24 protein-coding genes and 1 tRNA gene are annotated in these 26,075 nt (G+C 64.3%); 9 read left to right on the top strand and 16 right to left on the bottom strand.

Going from position 1 to position 26,075, the window contains the following annotated elements; translation table 11 throughout:
* The first annotated feature begins 64 nt into the window (after window positions 1-64).
* From ilvN to HPS01S_RS03255, 5 genes are all read left to right on the top strand, one after another.
* The gene (gene ilvN, locus HPS01S_RS03275; RefSeq protein ID WP_066151204.1) at window positions 65-556 is read left to right on the top strand and encodes an acetolactate synthase small subunit; all 492 of its coding nucleotides are present in this window, start codon (window positions 65-67) and stop codon (window positions 554-556) included.
* Window positions 557-666: 110 nt separating this feature from the next.
* Window positions 667-1,683, top strand: coding sequence for a ketol-acid reductoisomerase (gene ilvC, locus HPS01S_RS03270; protein ID WP_066151200.1), 1,017 nt, complete (start codon window positions 667-669; stop codon window positions 1,681-1,683).
* 111 nt (window positions 1,684-1,794) lie between these two features.
* Entirely contained in the window at window positions 1,795-2,604 is an 810-nt protein-coding gene (gene pssA / locus HPS01S_RS03265; RefSeq protein WP_066151197.1) for a CDP-diacylglycerol--serine O-phosphatidyltransferase, read from the top strand.
* Between the two features lie 241 nt (window positions 2,605-2,845).
* On the top strand, window positions 2,846-4,387 hold the full coding sequence (locus HPS01S_RS03260; protein ID WP_066151194.1) for a 2-isopropylmalate synthase: 1,542 nt from the start codon (window positions 2,846-2,848) through the stop codon (window positions 4,385-4,387).
* Between the two features lie 175 nt (window positions 4,388-4,562).
* Window positions 4,563-5,786 (top strand): serine hydrolase, encoded by a 1,224-nt coding sequence (locus HPS01S_RS03255; protein WP_084397000.1) that lies wholly within the window; start codon window positions 4,563-4,565, stop codon window positions 5,784-5,786.
* A 64-nt stretch (window positions 5,787-5,850) separates the two neighbouring features.
* On the opposite strand, the gene HPS01S_RS03250 is transcribed toward HPS01S_RS03255, so the two are convergent.
* The 13 genes from HPS01S_RS03250 to HPS01S_RS03190 form a co-directional block, all read right to left on the bottom strand.
* A complete protein-coding gene (locus tag HPS01S_RS03250; protein WP_066151192.1) occupies window positions 5,851-6,654 on the bottom strand; it encodes an IclR family transcriptional regulator in 804 nt (267 codons plus the stop codon).
* Between the two features lie 37 nt (window positions 6,655-6,691).
* Window positions 6,692-7,432 (bottom strand): arginyltransferase, encoded by a 741-nt coding sequence (locus tag HPS01S_RS03245; RefSeq protein WP_066151189.1) that lies wholly within the window; start codon window positions 7,430-7,432, stop codon window positions 6,692-6,694.
* Window positions 7,429-8,202, bottom strand: coding sequence for a leucyl/phenylalanyl-tRNA--protein transferase (aat, locus tag HPS01S_RS03240; RefSeq protein ID WP_066151181.1), 774 nt, complete (start codon window positions 8,200-8,202; stop codon window positions 7,429-7,431). The genes HPS01S_RS03245 and aat overlap by 4 nt, the downstream gene beginning before the upstream one ends.
* 4 nt (window positions 8,203-8,206) lie before the next feature.
* Window positions 8,207-8,563, bottom strand: coding sequence for a VanZ family protein (locus HPS01S_RS03235; RefSeq protein WP_066151177.1), 357 nt, complete (start codon window positions 8,561-8,563; stop codon window positions 8,207-8,209).
* Between the two features lie 417 nt (window positions 8,564-8,980).
* Window positions 8,981-9,056 (bottom strand) — tRNA-Asn (locus HPS01S_RS03230).
* A gap of 65 nt (window positions 9,057-9,121) precedes the next feature.
* Complete coding sequence (locus HPS01S_RS03225; RefSeq protein ID WP_157576061.1) at window positions 9,122-10,186, bottom strand: NAD(P)/FAD-dependent oxidoreductase; 1,065 nt, start codon at window positions 10,184-10,186, stop codon at window positions 9,122-9,124.
* 9 nt (window positions 10,187-10,195) lie between these two features.
* On the bottom strand, window positions 10,196-10,525 hold the full coding sequence (fdxA, locus tag HPS01S_RS03220; protein WP_066151171.1) for a ferredoxin FdxA: 330 nt from the start codon (window positions 10,523-10,525) through the stop codon (window positions 10,196-10,198).
* A 109-nt stretch (window positions 10,526-10,634) separates the two neighbouring features.
* Complete coding sequence (locus HPS01S_RS03215; RefSeq protein ID WP_066151168.1) at window positions 10,635-11,939, bottom strand: sulfate adenylyltransferase subunit 1; 1,305 nt, start codon at window positions 11,937-11,939, stop codon at window positions 10,635-10,637.
* Window positions 11,940-11,983: 44 nt separating this feature from the next.
* Window positions 11,984-12,928, bottom strand: a complete 945-nt coding sequence (gene cysD, locus HPS01S_RS03210; protein WP_066151166.1) for a sulfate adenylyltransferase subunit CysD — start codon at window positions 12,926-12,928, stop codon at window positions 11,984-11,986.
* A gap of 35 nt (window positions 12,929-12,963) precedes the next feature.
* On the bottom strand, window positions 12,964-13,587 hold the full coding sequence (locus HPS01S_RS03205; protein ID WP_066151160.1) for a phosphoadenosine phosphosulfate reductase domain-containing protein: 624 nt from the start codon (window positions 13,585-13,587) through the stop codon (window positions 12,964-12,966).
* A 17-nt stretch (window positions 13,588-13,604) separates the two neighbouring features.
* Window positions 13,605-13,988, bottom strand: coding sequence for a DUF934 domain-containing protein (locus HPS01S_RS03200; RefSeq protein WP_066151153.1), 384 nt, complete (start codon window positions 13,986-13,988; stop codon window positions 13,605-13,607).
* A 17-nt stretch (window positions 13,989-14,005) separates the two neighbouring features.
* Window positions 14,006-15,787, bottom strand: a complete 1,782-nt coding sequence (locus HPS01S_RS03195) for a nitrite/sulfite reductase (protein WP_066151150.1) — start codon at window positions 15,785-15,787, stop codon at window positions 14,006-14,008.
* A gap of 20 nt (window positions 15,788-15,807) precedes the next feature.
* Window positions 15,808-16,599: a sulfite exporter TauE/SafE family protein gene (locus tag HPS01S_RS03190; protein ID WP_066151146.1), complete on the bottom strand. Its 792-nt coding sequence runs from the start codon at window positions 16,597-16,599 to the stop codon at window positions 15,808-15,810.
* Between the two features lie 137 nt (window positions 16,600-16,736).
* Between HPS01S_RS03190 and HPS01S_RS03185 the strand changes: the two genes are divergently transcribed.
* The gene (locus HPS01S_RS03185) at window positions 16,737-17,528 is read left to right on the top strand and encodes a hypothetical protein (RefSeq protein WP_066151144.1); all 792 of its coding nucleotides are present in this window, start codon (window positions 16,737-16,739) and stop codon (window positions 17,526-17,528) included.
* Between the two features lie 6 nt (window positions 17,529-17,534).
* Here HPS01S_RS03185 and HPS01S_RS03180 read toward each other — a convergent pair whose 3' ends face one another.
* Window positions 17,535-18,704, bottom strand: a complete 1,170-nt coding sequence (locus HPS01S_RS03180) for an FAD-dependent oxidoreductase (protein ID WP_066151142.1) — start codon at window positions 18,702-18,704, stop codon at window positions 17,535-17,537.
* 24 nt (window positions 18,705-18,728) lie between these two features.
* Window positions 18,729-19,007, bottom strand: coding sequence for an oxidative damage protection protein (locus HPS01S_RS03175; protein WP_066151138.1), 279 nt, complete (start codon window positions 19,005-19,007; stop codon window positions 18,729-18,731).
* A gap of 289 nt (window positions 19,008-19,296) precedes the next feature.
* On the opposite strand from HPS01S_RS03175, the gene HPS01S_RS03170 reads away from it, so the two are divergent.
* Window positions 19,297-20,073, top strand: a complete 777-nt coding sequence (locus HPS01S_RS03170; RefSeq protein ID WP_066151134.1) for a ferredoxin--NADP reductase — start codon at window positions 19,297-19,299, stop codon at window positions 20,071-20,073.
* A 72-nt stretch (window positions 20,074-20,145) separates the two neighbouring features.
* Window positions 20,146-20,658 (top strand): disulfide bond formation protein B, encoded by a 513-nt coding sequence (locus HPS01S_RS03165; protein WP_066151132.1) that lies wholly within the window; start codon window positions 20,146-20,148, stop codon window positions 20,656-20,658.
* 24 nt (window positions 20,659-20,682) lie between these two features.
* Here the strand turns inward: HPS01S_RS03165 and argA are convergent, their stop codons facing one another.
* On the bottom strand, window positions 20,683-22,023 hold the full coding sequence (argA, locus tag HPS01S_RS03160; protein WP_066151130.1) for an amino-acid N-acetyltransferase: 1,341 nt from the start codon (window positions 22,021-22,023) through the stop codon (window positions 20,683-20,685).
* A 69-nt stretch (window positions 22,024-22,092) separates the two neighbouring features.
* Between argA and hrpA the strand changes: the two genes are divergently transcribed.
* Window positions 22,093-26,031, top strand: a complete 3,939-nt coding sequence (gene hrpA, locus HPS01S_RS03155) for an ATP-dependent RNA helicase HrpA (protein WP_174545229.1) — start codon at window positions 22,093-22,095, stop codon at window positions 26,029-26,031.
* The last annotated feature ends 44 nt before the right edge of the window (window positions 26,032-26,075 follow it).

The following is a 26,075-nucleotide window of genomic DNA, read 5'->3' as shown; positions in this document are numbered from 1 at the left end:
ATTTGCAGCCGAGCCTGTGCATTACCGTGCGCAGGGGAGGGCTCAGAAAAGAGGAATCTTCATCATGAAACACATCATTGCTGTCCTGCTTGAGAACGAAGCGGGTGCGCTGTCCCGCGTCGTGGGGCTGTTCTCGGCCCGTGGCTACAACATCGAGTCGCTCACCGTGGCGCCGACGGAAGATCCATCGCTCTCGCGCATGACCATCCAGACCACCGGGTCGGACGACGTCATTGAGCAGATCACCAAGCACCTGAACCGCCTGATCGAAGTGGTGAAGGTGGTGGACCTGACCGAAGGCGCCTACACCGAGCGTGAGCTCATGCTCGTGAAGGTGCGTGCGGTGGGCAAGGAGCGCGAAGAGATGAAGCGCATGGCGGACATCTTCCGCGGTCGCATCATCGACGTGACGGAGAAGAGCTACACCATCGAGCTGACGGGCGACCAGGGCAAGAACGACGCGTTTCTGGAAGCCATCGACCGCTCTGCCATTCTTGAAACGGTGCGTACGGGATCGTGCGGCATCGGGCGTGGCGAGCGCATTCTGCGCGTTTAAGATCTCAGGTTTTTCGGGCTCAGCCGAACCGCCGTTCGGGCTGGGCCTGTCGAGGGCCTTCGACGGGCTCGTGTACGAACGGCAAACCAACACTCCAAAGAGGAATGACCATGAAAGTTTTCTACGACAAAGACTGTGACCTGAGCCTGATCAAGGGCAAGACCGTCGCGATCATCGGCTATGGCTCGCAGGGCCATGCCCATGCCCAGAACCTGAACGACAGCGGCGTCAAGGTCGTGGTCGGCCTGCGCAAGGGCGGCGCCTCCTGGGACAAGGTCGGCAAGGCTGGCCTGACCGTGATGGAAGTCAACGATGCCGTGAAGGCCGCTGACGTGGTCATGATCCTGCTGCCCGACGAGCAAATCGCCGAGGTTTACAGCAACAACGTGGCCCCCAACATCAAGCAAGGCGCTTCGCTGGTGTTCGCCCACGGCTTCAACGTGCACTACAACCAGGTCGTGCCGCGCGCCGATCTGGATGTGTGGATGGTTGCACCCAAGGCCCCCGGCCACACCGTGCGCAACACCTACACCCAAGGCGGCGGCGTGCCCCACCTGATCGCGGTGCACCAGGACAAGTCCGGCAAGGCCCGTGACCTGGCCCTGTCCTACGCCATGGCCAACGGTGGCGGCAAGGCCGGCATCATCGAGACCAACTTCAAGGAAGAGACCGAGACCGACCTGTTCGGCGAACAGGCCGTCCTGTGCGGTGGTGCCGTCGAGTTGATCAAGATGGGTTACGAAACCCTGGTCGAAGCGGGCTATGCCCCCGAGATGGCGTACTTCGAGTGCCTGCACGAACTCAAGCTGATCGTCGACCTGATCTACGAAGGCGGTATCGCCAACATGAACTATTCGATCTCCAACAACGCGGAGTTCGGCGAGTACGTGACCGGTCCGGAAGTGATCAACGAAGAGTCGCGCAAGGCCATGCGCAACGCGCTCAAGCGCATCCAGAACGGCGACTACGCCAAGATGTTCATTCAGGAAGGCCGTCTGAACTACCCGAGCATGACCGCTCGCCGCCGCAACACCGCCGATCACCAGATCGAAGTGGTGGGTGCCCAGCTGCGCGCCATGATGCCCTGGATCGCCAAGAACAAGCTGGTTGACCAGACCCGCAACTGATCGCCTCGGCGTCCGATGCAAAGGCCACTTCGGTGGCCTTTGTCGTTTGTGCGGGCTTGCCACTGGCTTACACTGCTTTTTTGACGCTTTTCGGCTTGAAGCCCATTCCTCATGCACGACGGATCCGACCCCCTTCACGAGCCCATGACGGAGAGCCCGCGGCGCCCCAAGGGCATCTACATGCTGCCCAACATGATCACCCTCGCGGCTCTGTTCGGCGGGTTCTACGCGATCGTGATGGCCATGAATGGCCGCTTTGATCTTGCGACCGTGGGCATCTTCGCTGCCATGGTTCTGGACAGCCTGGACGGACGTGTGGCCCGCATGACCAACACGCAAAGTGCCTTTGGTGAGCAGATGGACTCCTTGTCCGACATGGTGTCGTTCGGTGCAGCACCCGCGCTGGTGGCCTATGTCTGGGTCCTCAGGGACATCGGCCGCTGGGGCTGGATTGCTGCCTTCGTGTACTGCGCATGCGCGGCGCTGCGGCTGGCGCGTTTCAACGTCAACACGGGAGTGGTCGACAAGCGTTACTTCCAGGGGCTGCCATCGCCCGCTGCTGCGGCGCTGGTGTCCGGGTTCATCTGGTTGGCCAACGAGCTGGAACTGGTCAAGGCCGATCTCGTGTGGGCGATGTTCGCGATCACGCTGTACTCGGGCCTGACCATGGTGACCAATGTGCCGTTTTACAGTTTCAAGGATTTGAGTCTGAAGAAGAGTGTTCCGTTTGCTGCCATCGTGCTGGTGGCGCTGGGTATTGCGGTGATCAACATCCATCCGCCCACGGTGTTGTTCGGGTTGTTCGTTCTGTATGGTCTTTCTGGCTATGCCATGTATTTCTGGCGCAAGGCCAAGGGGCGGCCAACCAGCGTGATCAGCACGTCGACCGACGAACCGGACGAGCGTGGCCTGCACGAGTGACGCGGCGATGTCAATCGCGGTCATGGACGGTTTTTGTAGGGATGTCCGGGCCGTTGTGCTACATTGCTCTGTATGAAATCCGTTTCCTCCTCGCTACTACTGGGTGTCCGGCACGGGCAGGTCTGGTAACGCGCGAGTGATTTCCAACAACGGCCCGTTTGCACCCGCAGCGGGCCGTTTTGTTTTGGAACTGCGGGTTTTTTCAAGAGTGGTCCACGAGGCCACACACCGGAGAACTGAGATGAGCGACAAACTGATCATTTTCGACACCACCCTGCGCGATGGCGAGCAGTCGCCTGGTGCTTCCATGACCAAGGACGAAAAGCTGCGTATTGCACGTCAGCTCGAGCGGCTGAAAGTCGATGTGATCGAGGCGGGTTTTGCCGCCAGTTCCAATGGGGACTTCGACTGCGTCCAGGCGATTGCCAACACCATCAAGGACTCGACGGTCTGCTCGCTGGCCCGTGCCAATGATCGCGACATCTCTCGCGCCGCCGAAGCCCTCAAAGGGGCCAGCCGGGCGCGGATTCACACCTTCATCGCGACCAGCCCTCTCCACATGGAGAAGAAGCTGCGCATGACGCCGGACCAGGTGTTCGAGCAGGCCAAGCAGTCGGTGCGCTTTGCGCGGAACCTTGTCGATGACATCGAGTTCAGCCCGGAGGACGGCTATCGCAGCGACATCGACTTCCTCTGTCGGGTGCTTGAAGCCGTGATCAACGAAGGGGCCACAACGCTGAATATTCCTGACACGGTGGGGTATGCGGTGCCCGAGCTTTACGGCAACTTCATCCACACGCTGCGGGAGAGAGTTCCCAACTCCGACAAGGCCATCTGGTCTGTGCATTGCCACAACGATCTGGGCATGGCGGTCGCCAACTCGCTGGCCGGTGTGAAAATCGGCGGCGCTCGCCAGGTCGAGTGCACCATCAATGGACTGGGCGAGCGTGCAGGCAACTGCTCGCTCGAAGAGATCGTGATGGCGGTGAAGACCCGTCGCGACTATTTCAATCTGGACATTGGAATCGACACCACCCAAATCGTGCCAGCCAGCCGTATGGTCAGCCAGACCACCGGTTTTGTGGTTCAACCCAACAAGGCTGTTGTCGGGGCCAACGCGTTTGCGCACGCTTCGGGCATCCACCAGGATGGGGTGCTCAAAGCGCGCGACACCTACGAAATCATGCGCGCAGAGGATGTGGGCTGGAGCGCCAACAAGATCGTGCTGGGCAAACTCAGTGGTCGCAACGCGTTCAAGCAGCGCCTGCAGGATCTGGGCATCGAGATGGCGTCGGAAAGCGAGATCAACACGGCGTTTGCCGCGTTCAAAGAGCTGGCTGATCGCAAGAGCGAGATTTTCGACGAAGACATCCTGGCACTGTGCAGCGACGAGAGCGTGACCGCCGAAAAGGAACGATATGGCCTGGTGTCGCTGTCCCAGCGCAGTGAAACCGGTGAACGCCCTCATGCAGAGGTGGTGTTCACTGTCGAAGGCAAAGAGATCCGTGGCTCGTCCGATGGCAATGGCCCCGTCGATGCCTCGCTCAAGGCCATCGAGAGCCATGTCAAGAGCGGTGCGGAACTGGTGTTGTACTCGGTCAATGCCATCACCAGTGGTTCAACCGAAAGCCAGGGAGAGGTGACGGTTCGTCTGCAGCTCGGTGGCCGGGTGGTGAATGGGGTTGGAGCCGACCCCGACATCGTCGTGGCCTCTGCCAAAGCCTATCTGAGTGCTCTGAACAAACTGGAAAGCCAGGCAGAGCGGGTTGCAGCGCAAGGATAAAGCATTACAAATCAACCACTTGTAACGAAATCCTCGGATGAGGCTCCGAATAGCCGTGCATCTTCACGGTTGTTTTGGCGTTCACTGAGGAGTGCGTTACAAGCGTTTGATATTGCTAGTTTTTTTTCGTGCTCCTATACTCGGGCTCATCTTTGAGGTCGCTGGAGTGGAGTCCATGAAATTGTCCCGCGTACGATTTGTCACGCTGCTGCACTTGGTTGCGGTTGCCGTGATGTCGGTGTCCCTGGCGTTGCCGGTGACCGCGGAGGCGGCCTCCAACAAAGCCGAAAAAACCGCTCGCAAAGCGGATGCCCAGCCTGCCGAACGCAGCAAGCGCGCCAGCGTCACCAAACTGAGTGCGCGATCGGGCAAGAAGGAACTCTCCGCCAAGAGAAAGCTGGGGGCAAAGGCCACTCGTGTGGCCCGGTCTGATTCCCGGGCGAGCAAGCGCAAGCCCGAAAACAGCACCCGCTTGGCGAAGTCCCGCAAGTTCAGTGAAGCGAGGTATGTGCGTGCTGGTCGTCAGCCGGTGCGACTGGCTGCGCACCCGCGCAGCAGTACGGTGCGTCCGGTGGCGATGGAACCCCGTTCTTCGATTGGTGAACGGATGGGGCTTCGGGCTGCTGGAGACCCTCTGGCTCTCAATTCAAGCGTTGCACTGGTGGTGGACCAGCAAACCAATGAGGTGCTGTTCAGCAAGAACGATTCTGCTGTCCTGCCAATCGCCTCGCTGACGAAGTTGATGACCGGGCTTGTGGTCACCGATGCAAACCTGCCCCTTGATGAGATGGTGACCATCACGTCCGACGACGTGGATACGGTCAAAGGCAGTCGCTCGCGATTGGCGGTGGGGACCACCCTGACGCGTCTGGAGTTGATGCACCTGGCGCTCATGTCCAGTGAGAACCGAGCCGCTCATGCTTTGGGGCGCACCTTCCCTGGAGGACTGGACCAGTTTGTGCGTCTCATGAATGCGAAGGCACGCGAACTGGGCATGCGCGACACCCGTTATGTCGAGCCCACTGGCTTGTCCAGTCTGAATCAGTCCAGCGCGCGTGATCTGGCGACTTTGGTGTCGGTGGCGTATCAACGGCCGCTGCTCCGCAGCCTATCGACCTCGCCGAGTCACCAGCTCGAACTGGGCCATCGGACACTGGAGTATCGCAACTCGAACCGATTGATTCGTGATCCCGACTGGGATATCGGTCTTCAGAAAACCGGGTACATCTCGGAAGCGGGGCGATGCCTTGTGATGCAGGCCCGTGTCGCAGGACGCCAGTTGATCATGGTCTTCCTTGATGCCACGGGCCAGCTGGGAAGGGCTCAGGATGCCGAGCGTGTGCGACGCTGGGTCGAGGCCCAACCAATGCACCAGGCGGCGGTGCGTCCGCAAGGGTGAGTCTCTTCTGCCGCCCCCAACGGATAAAAAAGCGGCCCGCTTTGGGCCGCTTTTTGTTTGTGGATCAGCGGGCGACTGGCTGTGTGGCGAATCCTTTGGGACACCCCAAAGCAGTCGAAATCTCTGCGGCTGTTGAGCGGAGTTTGGGAACCCAGTTTTCGTCGATGCGGTCGGCGGGCGCTGAAATCGACAGGCCAGCGACCAGACGGCACTGGTCGTCATAGATGCCGGCGGCCATGCAACGCACACCCAGTTCCAGCTCCTCATTGTCGCGGGCCAGGCCTGCCATGCGGCACTGCTGCAACTCGCGTTCAAGATTGGGCAGCTGGGTCAGACTGTTACGGGTGTTGCCGGCAAGACCGGTTCGGGTTGCATACGCGCGCACCCGTTGAGGTTCGTCTGCCGCCAGAAACAGTTTGCCCACCGAAGTCAGATGCAGCGGGGCACGCCCGCCAATGGCGCGTACGACCTGCATTCCGGACCGTTCGCTGTAGGCCCGTTCTACATAGACGATTTCATCGCCCTGCCGGACGCTCAGGTTGACCGGTTGCTGGATCAGCTTGTGAAGTTCCCGCATCGGAGCGAGCGCGGCATCCCTGACGCTGAGACGCGCTTTCACCAGGTTGCCAAGTTCAAGGAGGCGCATACCGAGCCTGTAGCTTCCAGCCTCAGGGCGGTCCACGAAGCGGCCGATGGTCAGGTCGTTGAGAATCCGGTGTGCGGTTGAAGGGTGCAGGCCGGTCTTCTCGCTGATTTCCTTGAGTGACACCGGCTCTTCGCGGGAGGCGAGAACCTCCAGAAGATTGAACATCCGTTCTATGACCTGGACCGTCGGGGTGCTGGGCAGGGAGTCGTTTCGTTTTGTCATGGCCGCAATAGAGTTGCGGATATTTTACGAGATGAAATCAAGGCGCCATCACCCACTGCCCATCTCTGAGCAGTTCATGCGGTCTGAAGGCCGCCTTGTAGTTCATCTTCGAACTCTGCTCGATCCAGTAGCCCAGATACATGTGCGACAGGCCCAGCTCACGGGCCTGTTCTATCTGCCAGAGGATGCTGTAGGTGCCGTAACTGGCGCCCGCGTCGGATGGCTCGTAAAACGTGTACACGGCCGATAGTCCGTCGTTGAGGACGTCGACGATGGACACCATTACCAGACGGCTTGGACGGTCTGAGCGGGCGGGCTCACGGAACTCCACCAACCGTGAATTGACACGGCTTTGCAGCAGGAATTGGCTGTACTGGTCAATGCTGTCCTGATCCATGCCGCCACCGGCATGGCGACTGTTCTGGTAGCGCAGGTACAGCTGGTAGTGCTCGGGTTCGAAACACAGTCCGAGAACCCGGGTCTCCAGATTGGCATGCCGGGCCATGGAGCGCCTCTGGCTGCGGCTGGCGCGAAACACGTTCACCGGAATGCGCAGCGGAACACAGGCATGGCAACCGTCACAGTGCGGGCGGTAGGTGAACACCCCGCTGCGCCTGAAGCCCAGGGTCACGAGGTTCGAATAGGCGTCGTTGTGGATCAGGTGACTTGGCGTTGCCACCTGCGAACGGGCCTGTCGGCCGGCCAGGTAGCTGCAGGGGTAGGGTGCCGTGGCGTAGAACTGCAACGCCTGCAGCGGGAGTTCTTTCAGGTGCGTCACGCTGTTGCGTCAGGGCCTGTGATGAGGTGGTTCCAGTATACGGGCTCGAATCGCCACACTGGTGCACGGTGGGACGTGGTCTTTCGCAGGTGCTGGCTGAAGTCGGTCCTTGGCATCAGGGTTGCACCGAGTGATGCCAGATGAGAGGTCTCCTGCTGACAGTCGATGAGGGGAATTTCAGTGGCCAGGCAGAATGCGACCAGTCCGCACATCGCCAGTTTGGAGGCATTGCTGCGGCGGCTGAACATGGACTCTCCGAAAACCATGGCACCGAGATTGACGCAGTAGAGCCCGCCAGAAAGCTCTCCATCGATCCAGGCTTCCACGCTGTGCGCATGACCTGCGGAATGCAGCTGCAGATAGGCCTGGATCATGGGCTGCAGAATCCAGGTGCCCGCCTGATCTTTGCGGGGCGTGTGCGCACAGGCCCGGATCACCCGCTCGAAGTCGTGGTCGAACCGGATGACCAGTCGCTGGTCCAGCAGAAGCTTGATCAGCGTCTTGCGAAGCGAGCGGTGCAACCTGAACTGGTGCGTGCGGAGCACCATCCGAGGGTCGGTCGACCACCAGAGGATCGGCTGCCCCGCGCTGTACCAGGGGAAAATGCCTTCGCTGTACGCGCGCAGAAGGGTGTCAACGTCCAGAGCCCCTCCTGCTGCCAGCAAGCCTGGCGCGGGGTCGGTCGCGCCCCAGGCGCGTTCCACCGCTGGGAATGGATCGCCCGGCTCCAGCCATGGGAGTTCCGGAGTGAACGTGGGGGTGGACGACATGCGCCTATTGTGGGCGGGATCGCTGCGACCAAGGCAGGGGCATTGCGAGCAACAGGGCGCCCAGCCACACACCCACGGCATCGGCCACCAGGTCGAACAGATCGCCGTTTCTCCAGCCTGTTGCGGACTGGGCTACCTCAATCAAGGCCCCGTAGACCAAGAGGCCGATCAACACTTTTCCCTGCGGCCTCTGGTAAGCGAGTCCACCCAGCAGGGCCAGCAGCAGGAAGCCTCCGGCGTGCTGGGCCTTGTCCCATATGTTGAACACCTGCGCAGGCAGTTCGGTCGCGGGCACGAGCGAGAGGGTGCCCACGAGGACCACGGCTGCCCAGAAGGCGGCTTTTAACAGGAGGCGGTTCATGTGAGGCGGCACAGCCGTTGTTGAAGGTCGTTTCAGACAACAAACGCACTTGGGCCAATGACCTGAGTGTCCTTTGGGTGCTCCCCGCCCTGGACTCGACCCAGGCACTGCAGATCAGCCGTGGGCGTTCAGAGCATCTATTCGAGATTCCCCGGAATTATGAGGGGCGCCATGTCCACGGCGGGAGGTGAATGCGCTTAGGGATACCGCGAGCGCAAAGCGAAGAGGTCCCGATTCCCCGAGAGGCAGATCGCGTGTTCGCGCGGGGCCGTCATCCAGACGGGGCCGTCGATCATCGAAGCCGGGAGCGTGTGCGTCCGAAGGCCGGCCTCAGAACACTGCTGGCGGCCAAAACAGCGCCCGTCAACCAGAAAATAAAAAAGCCAGCAGGCGAATGCTTGCTGGCTTTTGTGTTTTTGGCTCCCCGACCTGGACTCGAACCAGGGACCTGCGGATTAACAGTCCGTCGCTCTACCGACTGAGCTATCAGGGAACAGCCTCAAATTATAGTGTGATTTTTATGAAGTTTGGAAGTCGGGTCACAGTTTCTTCAAAAAATTATGGAACTGGGCCGCCAAGTGGCTCGGGCCGCACTTCCAGCAAGCGATGCAGCCGGGAGCTGGAGGTTGTGTATTCGAGGTGGATGGCTTTGCCGGGAAACACCCGCGTGGCTGCCGCATACGCTGCGAGCACGCACTCGTGGAAGCCACAGACGATGAGCTTCCTCTTTCCCGGGTAGGTGTTGATGTCGCCAACAGCGAAGATCCCGGGCTCGCTGGTGGAAAACGTCGCGGTGTCGACTACCAGCTGTTTGCGTTCCAGCGCGAGTCCCCACTGGGCCATGGCGCCCAGACGGGGCGAGAGTCCCTGCATCACATACATGCTGTCGACGTCCAGGCGTTCTGCGGCGCCATCGGCCCGCAAAACACTGACAGCGCTCAGACGTTCGCCATCCGATTCGCAGGCGGTGGCCTGGCCAATCAGCAACCGCATGCGTCCCTGTGCACAGAGCGCGCGCATCTGCGTCTGCAAGTCCGTGCCGGACTGAAACACATCGCGTCGGTGCATCAGCGTCACATCGACGCCGCCTTGGTTCACCAGGGACAGCGCCCATTGCATGGCGCTGTCGGTGTCTCCAACCACCAGCACGCGACGCCCGATTTCCTGTTCCGGGAGGCGCGGAAAGAAGAAAAGCTGCGAGCCTTCAAAGGTCTCCAGACCCTCGAGTTTGAGGCGACGTGGCTCGAAGGCGCCGACACCTGCGGCGATGAACACCGTCCTGGTCAGCAGCGAGGTTCGCTGGGAGGTCGACACCAGAAAGCGATCATCGCCTTGTCGTTCGACACGGGATACCGTCTGCCCGAGATGAAAGGTGGGTTCGAAGGGGCGAACCTGTTTCAGCAGCGCATCGGTCAACTCCTGACCGGTGCAGGCGGGCACGGCAGGAATGTCATAGATCGGTTTGTCGGGATAGAGCTCTGCGGGCTGCCCGCCAGGGTGCGGGAGCGCGTCGACGACGTGGGCCCGGATCTCCAGCAGCCCCAGCTGAAAAGCCTGGAACAGGCCCACAGGACCGGCACCGATGATGACCGCATCGGTCTCGATCACGTCACCGGTCATCATCTCCTGGGATCAGCGGGCGAGTTCGGACAGTTTGCCGGTGCGGTCTTTCCACTCCTCGTGGTCGGGCAGCGGATCTTTGCGCTTGGTGATGCTCTTCCAGTTCGGCAGCTTGGCCAGTTCGGCGTTGAGCGCTGTCATGTGCACCTGGTCTTTGGGCAGATCCTCTTCGGCGAAGATGGCGCTGACCGGGCACTCGGGAATGCAGACCGCACAGTCGATGCACTCGTCCGGATCGATGGTCAGGAAGTTCGGGCCTTCGCGGAAGCAGTCGACGGGGCAGACGTCGACGCAGTCGGTGTATTTGCAGCGGATGCAGGCTTCGGTGACGACGTGGGTCATGGTGTGGGAGGAATATCGATCAAACCGAGGATTTTAGGCGGAGCAGGAGGGTAAGGCCCCGGGGAAGCCCTTGGCCTTGATATTGGTTAAACCCGACTTGCGAAGCGCGTCAGTTCACCAGCACGGCGCCGGAAGTTTTGTGGCTGGCGGTGTCCACCAGCACCAGCGAACCCAGCGCACGCGACTGTGCGAACGGTGCAGTGGCCAGCGGTTCCTGCAGCGCCAGTTCGACGTGGCCAATGGCGTTGGGTTCTAGCTGGGTGGCTTCCCCTTCGGCCAGGGTGTGGATGTCCAACTTGTGCACGATGCGCTTGACCTTGGCCTTGACCCAGCGGTGGCCATGCAGCGCCCAGTAGACACGGCCGGCGACCAGGGTTTCATCGTCCATCCAAGCGACCGTGGCGCGGATCTCGCGGCTGGCTTCGAGGGATTGACCTTGCTCGTCCACGGCCAGCAGCCAGTCGCCGCGCGAGACATCGACCTCGCGGTCGAGCACGATGCCGGCGCTGTGACCGGCGGGGACCGCCTGCGGGTTGCGCACGTGGTTGAGCACCTGCGCCACGGTGGCGGTCTGGCCGCTGGGCATGACCTTGACCTGCAGGCCTGGCTGGACGATGCCGGTGGCGACACGGCCCCAGAACACACGGCGGCCCTGGCTGGTGTCGGAAGACGAGGAGAACTTTTCGACCCACTGCACAGGGAAGGCCAGCGGCAGCTCGGTGTCCGGGCGGGTCACCGGCAGGTGCTCCAGGATGTTGAGCAGGGTCGGGCCCTGATAGCCGCACCAGCCAGCCTGCACGGGGGCGTCGACCACGTTCCAGCCCTTGAGGGCTGAGACCGGGACGGTGGCGGTGACCTCGATCCCGGCGTCCGCTGCAAACGCGCTCAGAGCACCCGCGATGTTGGTGAACGCCAGCGCGCTGTCCTGCACCGCGTCGAGCTTGTTGACGGCAAACACGACGGAGGGCACGCGCAGCAGCTTGAGCAACAGCGAGTGGCGGCGTGTCTGGGGCAGCAGCTTCAGGCCGGCGTCTTTCCAGTCCAGCTTGGTCGCGTCGACGAGCACCACGGCGGCGTCGGCGGCCGAGGCGGCCGTGACCATGTTGCGGGTGTACTGCTCGTGTCCGGGGGCGTCGCCGATGATGAACTTGCGGGCCTCGGTGTTGAAGTAGCGGTAGGCGACGTCGATGGTGATGCCCTGCTCGCGTTCGGCCGACAGGCCATCGGTCAGCAGTGCGAGATCGGTCTCACCCTGGCGCTGCACGCCGGCGAGGTGGTCTTGCAGCACCGCCTTGCTGTCCACCAGCAGGCGGCCGATCAAGGTGCTCTTGCCGTCATCGACCGAGCCGCAGGTGATGAACTTCAGGGCGGTGCGGGTGTCGGCGGCAGTGGAGGGGGTAACAACAGCGTTCATGGGAATGTCCGGGGAAAGGTCGGTTCGTGGGTGCGAAGTCGGCTTCAGAAGTAACCGTCTTTTTTCCGCTTCTCCATCGAAGCTTCGGACGTCTTGTCGTCCATGCGCGTCGCACCGCGCTCGCTGACGTCAGCCGCCAGAGTCTCGATCACGATGTCGCCGGCGGTGGCGGCCAGGCTCTCCACCGGGCAGGTGCAGGTGATGTCGCCCACGGTGCGAAAGCGCACATCGCGGATCTGCACCGTCTCGCCATCCTTGGGCGGGGTGAGTTCGGTCACAGGCACGAGCAGGCCGCGGCGGTCGACCACCTCGCGCTTGTGGGTGTAGTAGATCGAGGGCAGGGCGATGGCTTCGCGCTCGATGTACTGCCACACGTCCAGTTCGGTCCAGTTGCTGATGGGGAACACGCGGAAGTGCTCGCCCGGGGCCAGGCGGGTGTTGAACAGGGTCCAGAGCTCGGGGCGCTGGGCCTTGGGTTGCCACTGGCCGAAGCTGTCGCGGTGCGAAAAGATGCGTTCCTTGGCGCGCGCCTTTTCCTCGTCGCGGCGGGCACCGCCGATCAGTGCGTCGAAGCGAAATTCCTCGATGGCTTCCAGCAGCGTGACCGACTGGTGCACGTTGCGGCTCTCCCCCGGGTGGGCCAGGCGCACGGTGCCGCGCTTCATCGAATCTTCCACGCTGCGCACGATCAGCTCGGCCTGCAGTTCTGCGGCGCGGCTGTCGCGGAAGTCGGTCACTTCGGGGAAGTTGTGGCCGGTGTCGATCATCAGCAGCGGGTAGGGGATGCGGCCGATGCCGAAAGCCTTCTCCGCGCACTTGAGCATGACCAGCGAGTCCTTGCCGCCCGAGAAGAGCAGGGCGGGGCGCTCGAAGGCGGCGGCCACCTCGCGCAGGATGAAGATGGTTTCCTCTTCAAGCGCGTCCAGGTGGGCGTTGCTCAGGTGGTGTTCGGCGGATTGCAGCACGGCGGAGTCGGTACGGGCGTTCATGATCGTTGTCGGCAGTCGGTTCGGTGGGCCGGGCCTCAGTGGGCCAGGTGCAGGCCGCACTCGCGGTTCTCTTCGCCCTTGGTCGGGTCCACGTAGTCGAAGTTGTTGGGCAGACCGTGCAGCTCGCAGTAGTGGTGCAGGTCCTTGGACGTCCAGTGCAGCAGCGGGGCAACCTTGATCAGGCCGTCCGGGTTGATGCTCACCGGGTCCATCTGCGCGCGCACGGCGGTGTCGGTGGCGCGCAGGGCGGTGAACCAGACCTTGGGCGCCGTCTCGCGCAGGGCGCGGGCAAACGGCTCCAGCTTCACTTCTTCGGTGAACGCGGCGTGGCGCGGGTCGTCCAGCGCGGGCGTGGCGCCTTCCACGGCTTCGCGGTGGGCGCGCGAGCGGCGCGGCAGGTAGATCTGCAGATTCAGCTTGAGCTGGCGCGTCACCTCGTCTGCGAAGCGGTAGGTGGCCTCGGTGTTGTAGCCGTTGTCCATCCAGACCACTGGCACGTCCGGGTTGACCTGGGTGACCAGGTGCAGGATCACCGCCTCGAAGGGGCGGAAGTTGGTGGTGACGATGGCCGGCTGATTCAGGCCCAGGGCCCACTTGACGAGGGCGGGGGCGTCGCGGCCGATGTCGGCGTTGATTTTTGCGAGATCAATGGTGCTCATGGTGTTCGTCCTGGTGCTCAGGCGTGGGCGAAGTGCGGGCGGGTGTCCACGGCATCGCCCTGGTAGTAGGCGTCGTACTGGGCCAGCAGCTTCTGTCCGTGCTCGATGCTCTGGTCGGCGCGCAGCACGGCCTGTGTGAAGCCGCTGCGCTGCATCTGCGCCAGCTGGTCGATCAGCACATCGCCGATGGCGCGGATCTGGCCGGTGAAGCCCAGACGGCGGCGCAGCAGGAAGGCCTGGCTGAAGGCGCGGCCGTCGGCAAACGACGGGAACTGCAGCTGCACCGTGTGGACGCCGTCCAGGGCAGCTTCGCGAGGGTCGGCGTCGTTGGGCAGGGTCAGGGTGCCGGTCTCGTCGGCGCTGAAGCTATCGGCCTTGAAGAGTTGGATCGTGGGTTTCATGTCGTGGGCTCCTGCGTTCAGGCGGCGACCGGGGTGCGGGCCGTGGCCACGCGCACCGCGTTGGCGGCGGTCTTGAAGGGCTCGATCCCCACGCGCTTGACGGTGTTGACGAAGGTCTCGGCCGGCTGGCGCTGGGTGCGGAAGGTGTCGATCAGCGCCTCGATCACGTCGACCATCTCGTCGGCCGCGAAGGACGGACCGATCACCTTGCCCGGCACCGCTTCACCCGACAGGCGCGTGCCGTCGGAGCCGCCCAGGGTGACCTGGTACCACTCTTGGCCGTCCTTGTCGACGCCCAGGATGCCGATGTGGCCGCTGTGGTGGTGGCCGCAGCTGTTGATGCAGCCGCTGATGTGCAGGTCGATCTCGCCGAGGTCGTGCAGTTCGTCCAGGTCTTGGTAGCGGGCCAGCAGGGCCTGTGCGATGGGCAGCGAGCGGGCGTTGGCCAGATCGCAGAAGTCGCCGCCGGGGCAGGCGATCATGTCGGACAGCAGGCCAATGTTGGGCTTGGCCAGGCCCAGGCGACGCGCCTCGCGCCACAGCTCGGGCAACTGATCGCAGCTGACCCAGGGCAGCAGCAGGTTCTGTTCGTGGGTCACGCGGGCTTCGCCGCAGGAGAAGCGGTCCACCAGCTCGGCGGCGCGTTCCAGCTGTTCGGCGCTCGCGTCGCCGGGCGCAGAGCCCAGCCGCTTGAAGGACAGGGTGACGGCGCGCAGGTCGGGGTTTTGGTGCGGCTTGACGTTGCGGGTCAGCCAGCGGCTGAACTCGACGTCGTCCTCGGCGGCGGCCTTGAGGATGTTGGCGATCTTGGCGTCGGCACTCTTGCGATCGCAGCGAAGGGTGGGTTGGACAAAGAAGGCGCTCACGCGGTCCAGCTCGGCCTGCGTGATGGTGTGTGGCGCGCCGTCTTTTTCGACGATGTCGCGGTACTCGGCTTCCACCTGGTCGGTGAAGGACTGGCCTTCGGCCTTGACCAGGATCTTGATGCGGGCCTTGTACTTGTTGTCGCGGCGGCCGAAGCGGTTGTACGCGCGCACCACGGCTTCGAGGTAGTTGAGGATCTGGTGCCAGGGCAGGAACTCACGGATCACCGATCCGATGACGGGGGTGCGGCCCATGCCGCCACCCACGCGCACCTGGAAGCCCAGATCGCCGTCCACGTTGCGCAGCAGGCGCAGGCCCACGTCGTGCCAGGGCGTGGCGGCGCGGTCTTCGCGGGCACCGGTGATGGCGATCTTGAACTTCCGCGGCAGGAAGGCGAACTCCGGGTGCAGCGTGCTCCACTGGCGCATGATTTCCGCGAAGGGGCGCGGGTCGGCCACCTCATCGACGGCGATGCCGGCCAGGGCGTCGGTGGTGATGTTGCGAATGCAGTTGCCGCTGGTCTGGATGCCATGCAGGTTCACGCTGGCCAGCAGGTCCATGGCGTCGGCGGCGCGGTGCAGCGGGATCCAGTTGTATTGCACGTTCTGGCGCGTGGTGAAGTGGGCGCAGCGGTCGGGCAGGCTGGGCACGTCGGCCAGGGCGGCGTTGGCCTTGGAGGTGTCGTGAGCCTCCTTGTGGTCGAAGTCGCGGGCCAGCTTGGAGAGAACGCGCAGTTGGGCGGTATTGATTTCGCCATAGGGCACGGCCACGCGCAGCATGGGCGCAAAGCGCTGGATGTACCAGCCGTTCTGCAGGCGCAGCGGCTTGAAAGCTTCGTCGTCCAGCGTGCCGGCCTGGAAACGTTCAAGCTGGTCGCGGAACTGGGCGGCGCGCTGTTGGACGAACTGTCGGTCGAAATCGGAGTACTGGTACATGGCTGTCGTGAGGCGATAAATCAGAAGGCGATCAGCTTGGTGCCGGCGTAGGCCAGCAGCAGCGAGAGCAGGGAGCGCACCAGACGCTCTGGCGTGTGGCGCATCAGGCGGGTGCCGAGCCAGATGCCAGGCAGCGAACCGGCCAGCAGCTTGCCCAGCAGAGGCCAGTCGACCGAGCCGAGGCTGGCGTGGCCCAGACCGGCGACCAGGGTCAGCGGCACGGCGTAGGCGATGTCGGCGGCCACGATGCGCGGCAGCGGCAGCAGCGGGAACAGGAGCAGCAACACCGAGACACCGATGGCGCCAGCGCCGACCGAGGTCAGCGTGACCAGGGTGCCGATGACGGCGCCGAACAGCACCGGCAGGCTCCAGTGGCGGGCATGGGTGGCTTTGTCGATTTCCGTCGTGGGCAGACTTCGCGGCAGCACCTTGCCACGGGCCGCCTTGTAGAGCATGGCGGCGGCGGTCAGCAGCAGGGCCACGCCCAGCGTGTGGGTCATGACCGACTGCACTGCAGGGCTGGCTGGGCCCACCTGGTGCAGCACCCAGAGCGTGACCAGCGCAGCTGGGATGCTGCCGGCGCACAGCTGGGCCACCACGCGCCAAGGCACCAGGCGCTGGCGTGCCAGATTGATGGTGCCACCCGCCTTGGTCACGGCCGCGAACAGCAGGTCGGTGCCCACGGCGAGGTAAGGCTTGATTCCGAAGAAGAAAATAAGGATGGGGGTCATCAGCGAACCGCCGCCCACGCCGGTCAGGCCCACGACGAGGCCCACAGAAAAACCGGCAAAGACAAAAGCAAGTTCTGACATGGGGCGCGACTCTACGCAAATGCCCATATATCTCAAACGACATTTTGGTTGTTCATATATTTCTTCTGGTTATCAGTGGTGTCGGATGTCTGGTCTCTTTTGGTTGTGCAGCGGCGTCACGCGGGTAACATGCGCCGATGGTCAAGCAGCGGATTCATGTGCAGGTGGTGGGCTTCAGCGACGTGGAGCGACATGCGCTCAACACCGTTTTCCGACTGTCCGAAGAGCGCGAACTGAGTTACGCGCCCTGGGTGCCACTGACCGCGCCCGGGGTCCAGGCCCCGACCCGGCTGGCAGAAGTGGCTCTGGTGGACGGCGACGCGGCCGAGGCGGTGTTGTCCCATGCCAGGGAGACCCCGCCGGGTCAGCGACTGATCTGGGTGGGGTCGCATGCACCTGCGCATGCTTGGCGAGTGCTGGAGCGGCCGATTCAGTGGGCCGTCATGCTCAATGATCTGGATGCGGTGTATGCCGCGCGACGGGTGGACTCCGGCTTTCTCGACCTGGATGTGACCCGGCCCGGGCCACTGGAGACCGGCTCGGAGTCGCCAAACAAGCGGGCGCTGATCGTTGGCGCCGCGGGCGAGCGCGGGCAGGTCACGGCCTGGCTGTCCGGGGTGGGGGTGTCGGAGGTGGACGAGGCGGACAGCACCGAAGCCGCTCTTGAATGCATCGGACGCCGCCGTTATGTCTGTGGGGTATTCGACCTGGACGAGCACCACGTCGACACCTGGCAGCTGGCGCGGCTGTTTTCACAGCACAACGCCAATGCGCTGACCGTGGGGGTCAGCGAGCACGCCGACCCCCTGGCACCCTGGCTCAATCGTCGGCGGCTCAAGCGGGACACGGAACGCACGGGCATCAGCGCCCTGGTGGGTCGGCCGTTGCAGGAAGCCCAGTGGCGGCGCTGGCTTGAACTCCTGGCCTGAGCCGGTTCAGGCCACCGGCTGCCGGCGGGCTGCCTTCCAGGCGAAACGGGCCGGGTCGAGGGCCTTCTCCAGGTCCCGATCCTGCTCGGGCAGCGGCGAGGGCTCGCCGCTCATCCGGCCGGCCAACCAGTCGGCACACCAGTGGGCCAGCGTCAGGCCGCGGGAGCCAAGCGCCGTCAGCATGAACAGTCCTGGCAGACGGGGCGTCTGCAGCAACGGGACCCTGCCGCGGCGCGCCCCAGCGGCGTTGAACAATTCCTGCATGGCTTTCAGGTCGGGCGCGGCGCCGACCATCGGCAGCCGGTCCTGCGACGCACACCGGACCTGGGACCAGCCAAGCAGGCGCCCGTCGCTGGCGCAGCGTCGCAGCTCGGCAGCCGCCTGCGGATGCATCTCTTCCAGGCTCACCGCGTTGCGTTCATGAGCCGCGGAATCCACGGTGGTGTCGTCGCGACCGCGTTCGTAAGTGGAACCCATGGCCCAGACGCGGGAAGGCCATGCAGGCGGCAGACCGGCATCTTCGTAGGCCGGCACAAAGACCCCGTTGTTGCGCATGGGGCGGGGCGCGAGCGGTGGCGTCTGCAGGGCCGCGAGCGTCAGCTGGCCCTTGACCGGTCGCAGCGGCACCGCGCCCGATCCGTGGCCGTGGATTCCTTCCAGCAATGGAAATGCCCCGTAGGCGGTGGCCACCACCACAGTCGGCGCGGCGCCGAGCACCACGCCTGCACCATCCCTGGCCACCCACTGTCCATCCTCGCGGACCAGGCTGGCCACAGCGGCATCGAAGCGGATGCTCAGGCCCCCGGAGGACTGCGCCTCAGACAGCCAGGCCAGGACCAGTGCCGACGGCCGGACCACTGCTGCAGGCCAGCGGCCGGGGTCGTGTCCGAGGTTGTCGACTTCCGTGGCCTGCCAGCCGTGGCCCTGTGGCACCAGACGCTCGAGCTGGGACCGTGCATCGGCCACGCCCAGGGAGCAAAGGCGCGAGAGCGGTGTCGGCGCGCGCGTGACATGCGGGCTGAGCATGCCCACCGGAAGGCCGGAGGCGCCCATGGCGGCCTGGCGGCCGCGTTCGAGCAGCTCGACCCGCCAGCCCCGGCGGGCGAGGGTCGCGCAACAGGCAGCACCGGCCAGACCGGCGCCCAGTACCAGCGCGTGGCGGGATGAGGAGGTCACCAGGGAAGGAGGTGATCCGGCTGCTTACTGACCCGCGCTCGGGGGCACATAGCCCGCCGCCGCGTCGGCACCTTCGCCAAAAAAGTGCTTCTCCATCTGGCGGGCGAGGTACTGACGGGCCCGGGCATCGGCCAGGTTGAGGCGGTTTTCGTTGAGCAGCATGGTCTGGTGCTTGAGCCAGTCCGCCCAGGCTTCCTTGCTCACGTTCTCATAGATGCGCTTACCCAGTTCGCCGGGGTAGGGTGGAAAGTCCAGGCCTTCGGCCTCCTTGCCGAGCTTGATGCAGTGGATGGTGCGTGCCATGGGGTTTCCTTATTCTGTTGATGTCTAAGTAAAATGAAAAACTATTCGTTCCAGTATTAACCCAAGGTCGGCATGATGCGAGCAGCCAGCAAGACCGGGTTGCATGGTGCAGGGGCCTGCAAGAGGGGCTCCACTGTAGCAATGAATACCCAGCGCAAGCGAATCCCCTTCGGGCGCCGGTGCCAGTTCCTGATTTATCGCAAGGCGCGCCGGAACCCGACTTCTACAATCGCGAACTGTTTTTGTTTCCAAGTCCGGCGTCCCGGCCGGACCCATCTTCTTCAAGACCATGAGTGCATTTCTGGAAGAGCGCGTCCTGAGCGTTCATCACTGGACCGATCGTCTGTTCAGTTTCACCACCACCCGCGATACGGCGCTGCGCTTCTCCAACGGCCACTTCACCATGATCGGGCTGCGGGTGAACGACAAGCCGCTGCTGCGCGCCTACTCGATCGCCAGTGCCAACTATGAAGAGCATCTGGAGTTCCTGAGCATCAAGGTGCCAGACGGTCCGCTGACCAGCCGCCTGCAGCACATCCAGGTGGGCGACACCATCATCGTTGGCAAGAAGCCCACCGGTACGCTGCTGATCGACTACCTGCTGCCGGCCAAGCGCCTGTACCTGCTGGCCACCGGCACCGGGCTGGCGCCGTTCCTCTCGATCGTGCGCGACCCCGAGACTTACGAGAAGTTCGAGCAGGTGGTGCTGATCCACGGGGTGCGCGAGGTCAAGGAACTGGCCTACCGCGACATGCTGGAAACCCAGCTCAAGCAGCACGAGTTCCTGGGCGAGATGGTGAGCCAGCAGTTCATCTACTACCCGACCGTAACCCGCGAACCCTTCGTGCACCAGGGCCGCATCCCCAACATCATCGAGAGCGGCCAGATCGCCAAGGACACCGGCCTGCCTGAGTTGAACCCCGCCGAAGACCGCGTCATGATCTGCGGCAGCCCCGAGATGCTGCGCGACCTCAAGGCGCTGTGCGAGAAGCGCGGTTTTGCTGAGGGCAATACCACGCGCCCGGGCCAGTTCGTGATCGAGCGCGCGTTCGCCGACAACGGCTGATCGCCCGCCGCTGGAACTTGAAGGCGCTGGCCGGGTCCACCCGCAGCGCCTTTTTCATCTTCTGGAGTTTTCTTGAGTTTCCTCACCCCCGCCCTCGATGTTCTTGACCAGTACCCGCGCCGTGTGCTGACCCTGGTGGCTGCCGGCTGCATCGGCCTGCTGGCTTTCGGCATGTACCTGCAGCATGTGGTGGGACTGGAGCCCTGCCCGATGTGCATCGTGCAGCGTTATGCGTTGATCCTCGTGGCCATCATGGCCGGTGTCGCTGCCTCCCTGTCGGGGGCCAAGGGCCGGCGCGTCGGCGTCGTCCTGATGGGTCTGCTGGCACTGGGTGGCGCCTTCGTCGCCGCGCGCCAGAGTTTTCTGCAGTGGTACCCGCCCGAGGTGCTCAGCTGCGGACGCGACTTCTACGGAATGATCGAATCCTTCCCGCTCAAGCGAGCGATTCCCATGATCTTCAAGGGCAGCGGCGACTGCTCGGCGATCGACTGGACCTTCCTGGGCCTGTCCATCGCAAACTGGTCCTTCCTCTGTTTTGCCGGCATTGCGGCGCTGGCGACGGCACTGCTGCTGCGCCGACGGTAGGCGCGGCCTGCTAGCTGGGCAGGCTTAGCCCAGCTTCTTGACCAGCACCTGGCTGCGGCGGTCCCAGTTGTACTTGCGCTTGCGCGCCTCGGGCAGCCAGTCGGGGTTGACCTGCACGAAGCCTCGCTTGATGAACCAGTGCATGGTGCGGGTGGTGAGCACGAAGATGCTCTGCAGTCCCTGGGCCCGGGCGCGGGTCTCGATGCGCTTGAGCAGGCGCTCGCCGTCGCCCTGGCTCTGGCTCTGTGGCGAAACGGTGAGCGCGGCCATTTCGGCGGTGCGCTCTTCGGGGTAGGGGTAGAGCGCGGCGCAGCCGAAGATCACGCCGTCGTGTTCGATGATGGTGTAGTTGCCGGCGTCGCGTTCGATCTCGGTGCGGTCGCGTTTGACCAGGGTGCCGTCCTTCTCGAAGGGCTCGATCAGGGCCACGATGCCACTGACGTCGTCGATGGTGGCTTCGCGCACGCTCTCCAGTTTCTCGTCCACCACCATGGTGCCGATGCCGTCGTGCACATAGATCTCCAGCAGCAGCGACCCGTCCAGCTTGAACGGAATGATGTGGCTGCGTTCCACACCACCTTCGCAGGCGCGCACGCAGTGCTGCAGGTAGAAGCCCGGATCGGTGGGCAGGGTGGCGACGGGCAGGCTGGCGATCAGGCGCTTGGCATCGGCCAGGGGCAGCTCGGTGTCGATGTCGCTTTCAGGATCGTTGGCGTCCACGCGGATGCCCGGGATCTCGGTCAGGAAGATGAGCTTGTCGCTCTGCAAGGCCACAGCCACCGAGGTCGCCACGTCTTCCATCCCGAGATTGAACGCCTCGCCGGTGGGTGAAAAGCCGAATGGCGAGATCAGCACCAGGGCGCCCATGTCCAGCGTGCGCTGGATGCCTTCGGTGTCCACCTTGCGCACCAGGCCCGTATGTTGGAAATCGACACCGTCGATCAGGCCCACCGGTCGGGCGGTGATGAAGTTGCCCGAAATCACGCGCACCCGGGCGCCGGCCATGGGCGTGTTGGGCAGGCCCTGGCTGAAGGCGGCTTCAATTTCGTAACGCAGCTGGCCCGCCGCTTCCTGTGCGCAATCCAGCGCGATCGGGTCGGTGATGCGCATGCCATGCGAGTACTTCGCCTCCTGGCCCTTGAGGCGCAGCTGTTCGTTGACCTGCGGGCGGAAGCCGTGCACCAGCACGATCTTCACGCCCATGGCCTGGATCATGGCGATGTCCTGCGCGATCGAGGCCAGCTTGCCCGCAGCGATGGCCTCGCCAGTCAGGCCGATCACGAAGGTCTGGTTCCGGAACTTGTGGATGTACGGGGCCACCGAACGGAACCAGGGCACGAAGGTGAAATTGAAGACGGTGGACATGTCGGGCGGGTGGGGCAGACGGGCGGGGTGCGCAGGATAATCGCGGGTTGCCCGATTTTGACTGAAGTTATCCCCTTGTCCTCCGCGCTGCACATCGAGTTCCCAGAAGCCTTGCCCGTCTCCGCCCGCCGGCAGGAGATCGAGGACGCCATCCGCGACCACCAGGTCGTGATCGTCTGCGGCGAAACCGGTTCGGGCAAGACCACGCAGTTGCCCAAGATTGCCCTGGCGATGGGGCGTGGCCGGCTCAACGCGAAGCCGGGCCAGCGCGGCCAGCTGATCGGCCACACGCAGCCGCGGCGGATCGCGGCCAGCAGCGTGGCCAAGCGCATTGCCGAAGAGCTGAAGACACCGCTGGGCGAGGTGGTGGGCTACAAGGTGCGCTTCCAGGACCGGCTGAGCAAGGACGCCTCGGTCAAGCTGATGACCGACGGCATCCTGCTGGCCGAGACGCAGACCGACCCCGACCTGCGCGCCTACGACACGCTGATCATCGACGAGGCGCACGAGCGCTCGCTGAACATCGACTTCCTGCTGGGTTACCTGCGCCAGCTGCTGCCGCGCCGGCCGGACCTGAAGGTGATCGTCACCTCGGCCACCATCGACGCGGACCGCTTTGCGGACTACTTCGCGTCCAGCAAAGGCAAAGCGCCTGTCTTGATGGTCTCTGGCCGCACCTACCCGGTGGAGGTGCGTTACCGGCCGTTTGAAGAGAGCCGCGAATACGACCTGAACGATGCGATTGGCGACGGCGTGGACGAACTGTGGCGCGGTGGAGCAGGCCAGGGCGGTGACATCCTGGTGTTCCTGCCCGGCGAGCGCGAGATCCGCGAGGCCGCCGACCATCTGCGCAAACACCTGTCGCATCAGCCCGCGCTGCGCAACGCCGAGGTGCTGCCGCTGTTCGCGCGCCTGTCGCAGGCCGAGCAGGACCGCATCTTCCAGCCGCACGGCCAGCGCCGCATCGTGCTCTCGACCAATGTGGCCGAGACCTCGCTGACGGTGCCGGGCATCCGTTTCGTCATCGACGCCGGCACGGCCCGCGTCAAGCGCTACAGCTTCCGCCAGAAGGTGGAGCAGTTGCTCATCGAGCCGATCAGCCAGGCCGCGGCCAACCAGCGCGCCGGCCGTTGCGGCCGGGTGGCCGACGGCATCTGCATCCGCCTCTACGACGAGGCGGGTTTCAACGGCCGGCCGAAGTTCACCGACCCGGAGATCCTGCGCAGCTCGCTGGCGGGGGTGATCCTGCGCATGAAGGCGCTGCACCTGGGCGCCGTGGAGGATTTCGCGTTTCTGGAAGCGCCGCAGCGCCGCGCCATCACCGACGGCTACCAGCTGCTGTCCGAACTGGGCGCAGTGGACGAGGCCAACGAACTCACCCGCATCGGCCAGACGCTCAGTCGCCTGCCCCTGGACCCGCGTGTGGGCCGCATCCTGTTGGAGGCGCAGCAGCGCGGCGCGCTGGACGAGGTGCTGGTCATTGCATCCGCGCTGAGCCTGCAGGACGTGCGCGACAGGCCAATGGACAAGCAGACCCAGGCCGACCAGGCGCACAAAAAGTTCGACGACGAGAAGAGCGAGTTCACCGGCACGCTCAAGCTCTGGAAGTGGCTGGAAGACAGCAAGGGCGGCCACGGCACCGACCACAAGCTGAGCCACCGCCAGTACGAAAATCTGCTGCGCGAGAACTACATCAACGTGCGGCGTGTGCGCGAGTGGCGCGACATCCATTCGCAGCTGCACACCGTGGTGGCAGAACACAAGTGGCCCATCAACACCGCGCCTGCGTCGTATGAACAGTTGCACCTGTCCATGCTCGCCGGCCTGCTGGGCAACATCGGCCAAAAGAACGACACCGAGGACTGGTACCTGGGCGCGCGCGGCATCAAGTTCCACCGCCACCCCGGCGCGAACCTGAGCAAGAAGCCTGGCCGCTGGATTGTCTGCGCCGAACTGGTGGAAACCGCGCGCCTGTTCGGTCGCGGCATTGCGAACATCGAGCCGCAGTGGCTGGAGCAGGTCGGCGGCCATTTGCTCAAGAAGCAGGTGCTGGACCCGCACTGGGAGAAGAAGGCCGGCCGCGTCAGCGCCTATGAACGTGCCACGCTGTACGGTCTGGTGGTCTATCAGCAGCGGCGGGTGGACTATCAAAAAGTGGACCCGGCCGGCGCGCGTGATCTCTTCATCCGCGAAGCCCTGGTGGGCCACCTGCACGAAGACACCTGGGACAGCAAGCTGCCCTTCCTGGCCGCCAACCGCCGCACGGTGCGCGAGGTGCAGGAGCTGGAACACAAGGCGCGGCGACAGGACGTGCTGGTGGACGACGAACTCATCTACGCCTTCTACGAACAGCAGATCCCGGCCCACGTGTGCGGAGGCGCCGACTTCGAGCGCTGGTGGCGCGACGCTTCGCGCGAGAACCCCAAGCTGCTCTTCCTCACCCGCGAAGAGCTGATGCGCCATGAGGCCGCGGGCATCACCACGCAGGCTTACCCGAAGACCGTCCGCCTGGGGGGCGTGGACTGCGCAGCCGCCTACCTGCACGAGCCCGGCGACCCGCGCGACGGCGTGAGCGTGACGGTGCCCATCTTCGCGCTCAACCAGGTCAGCGAAGACCGCTGCGACTGGCTGGTGCCCGGCATGCTCAAGGACAAGGTGCAGGCCCTGCTCAAGACCCTGCACCAGCGCCCGCGTTCGCGCCTGGTGCCGCTACCGGCCACCGCCGAGAAAATGACCGAGGCCCTGTGTCAGCCCGAGGTGTTCGCCAGTGGCAACCTGATGGACGCGCTGCTCAAGCTGGTGCGCGAGGCCACGCAACTGCCGGTGCAGCGCAACGATATCAAGGTCGACATGCTGCCGGCGCACCACTTCATGCACCTGCGCGTGGTGGATGAACACGGGCGTCAGCTGGGGCAGGGCCGCAACCTGGGCGCGCTCAAGGCCGAGCTGGGCTCCAAGGCGCGCGGGGCGTTTCAGGCGCTGGCGTCCCTCAAGCTCCAGGACATCACGGCACCGGCGGCCGGTGCGCCGGCGGCACCGACCCCGGCGCCCGCCGCCGACCACGCGCGCCGTGTGCCCGCCCCGGACAAGGCCAAGGCGCCCGCTGCGCCCGCCTCGAAGGCGTCCAGCGCCGAACAGCGCCACACCACCTGGGACTTCGGCGAACTGCCCGAGCTGATGGAAATCCGCAAGGGTGGCCAGACGCTGATCGGTTTCCCGGCGCTGATCGACGACGGCGACGCGGTGCGCATCGAGGTCTTCGACGAGCCCGAGGTGGCGCAGGCGCGCCACCGCGCCGGCCTGCGCCGCCTGTTCGCGCTGCAGATCAAGGACGCGCTGAAGTACCTGGAGAAGAACCTGCCCAGCCTGCAGGCCATGGGCGTGGCCTACATGGCCGTTGGCAAGACCGACAGTGGCGGCGGTGGCGGCACGCTGGACGAACTGAAGAACCAGATCCTCGACCTCGCCCTGGACCGTGCCTTCCTGACCGACCCGTTGCCGGCGGACGCCGCGGCCTTCAAAGCTCGGGTGGACGAGGGCAGAGGACGCCTGACCCTGATCGCCAACGAGATCGCGCGCCAGGCTGGCGTGATCCTCACCGAGTTCGCAGCCGCGCAGCGCAAGCTCAAGGACAGCAAGCCTCCGGCCGACGTGGCCACCGACGTGCAGCAGCAACTGCAGCGCCTGGTGCCCAAGACCTTCCTGAGTTCAACGCCTTACGCGCAGCTGCAGCATTTCCCGCGCTACCTCAAGGCGGTGCAGCTGCGACTGGACAAGCTGCGCGGCGACCCGGCACGCGACGCGGCGAAGTTCGCGGAACTCCGGCCGCAGGACCAGCGCTTCTGGCGCCTGGTGGCCGAGCGCAAGGGTGTGCAGGACGCCCGGTTGCAGGAGGTGCGCTGGCTGCTGGAAGAGCTGCGCGTGAGCTTCTTTGCGCAGGAGCTGCGCACGCCGCAGCCGGTGAGCATCAAGCGCATCGACAAGGCCTGGGCCCAGCTCAACACCTGATCCGGCGTGCCCCTGTTGACAGGGGCGCCCGGCATGCGCTTCAC

It is taken from the genome of Hydrogenophaga pseudoflava NBRC 102511, from assembly GCF_001592285.1.
GTDB classification, from domain to species: Bacteria; Pseudomonadota; Gammaproteobacteria; order Burkholderiales; family Burkholderiaceae_C; genus Hydrogenophaga; species Hydrogenophaga pseudoflava.
The sequence above is the reverse complement of the archived record's forward strand: the minus strand, read 5'-3'. Positions and strand labels throughout refer to the sequence as shown.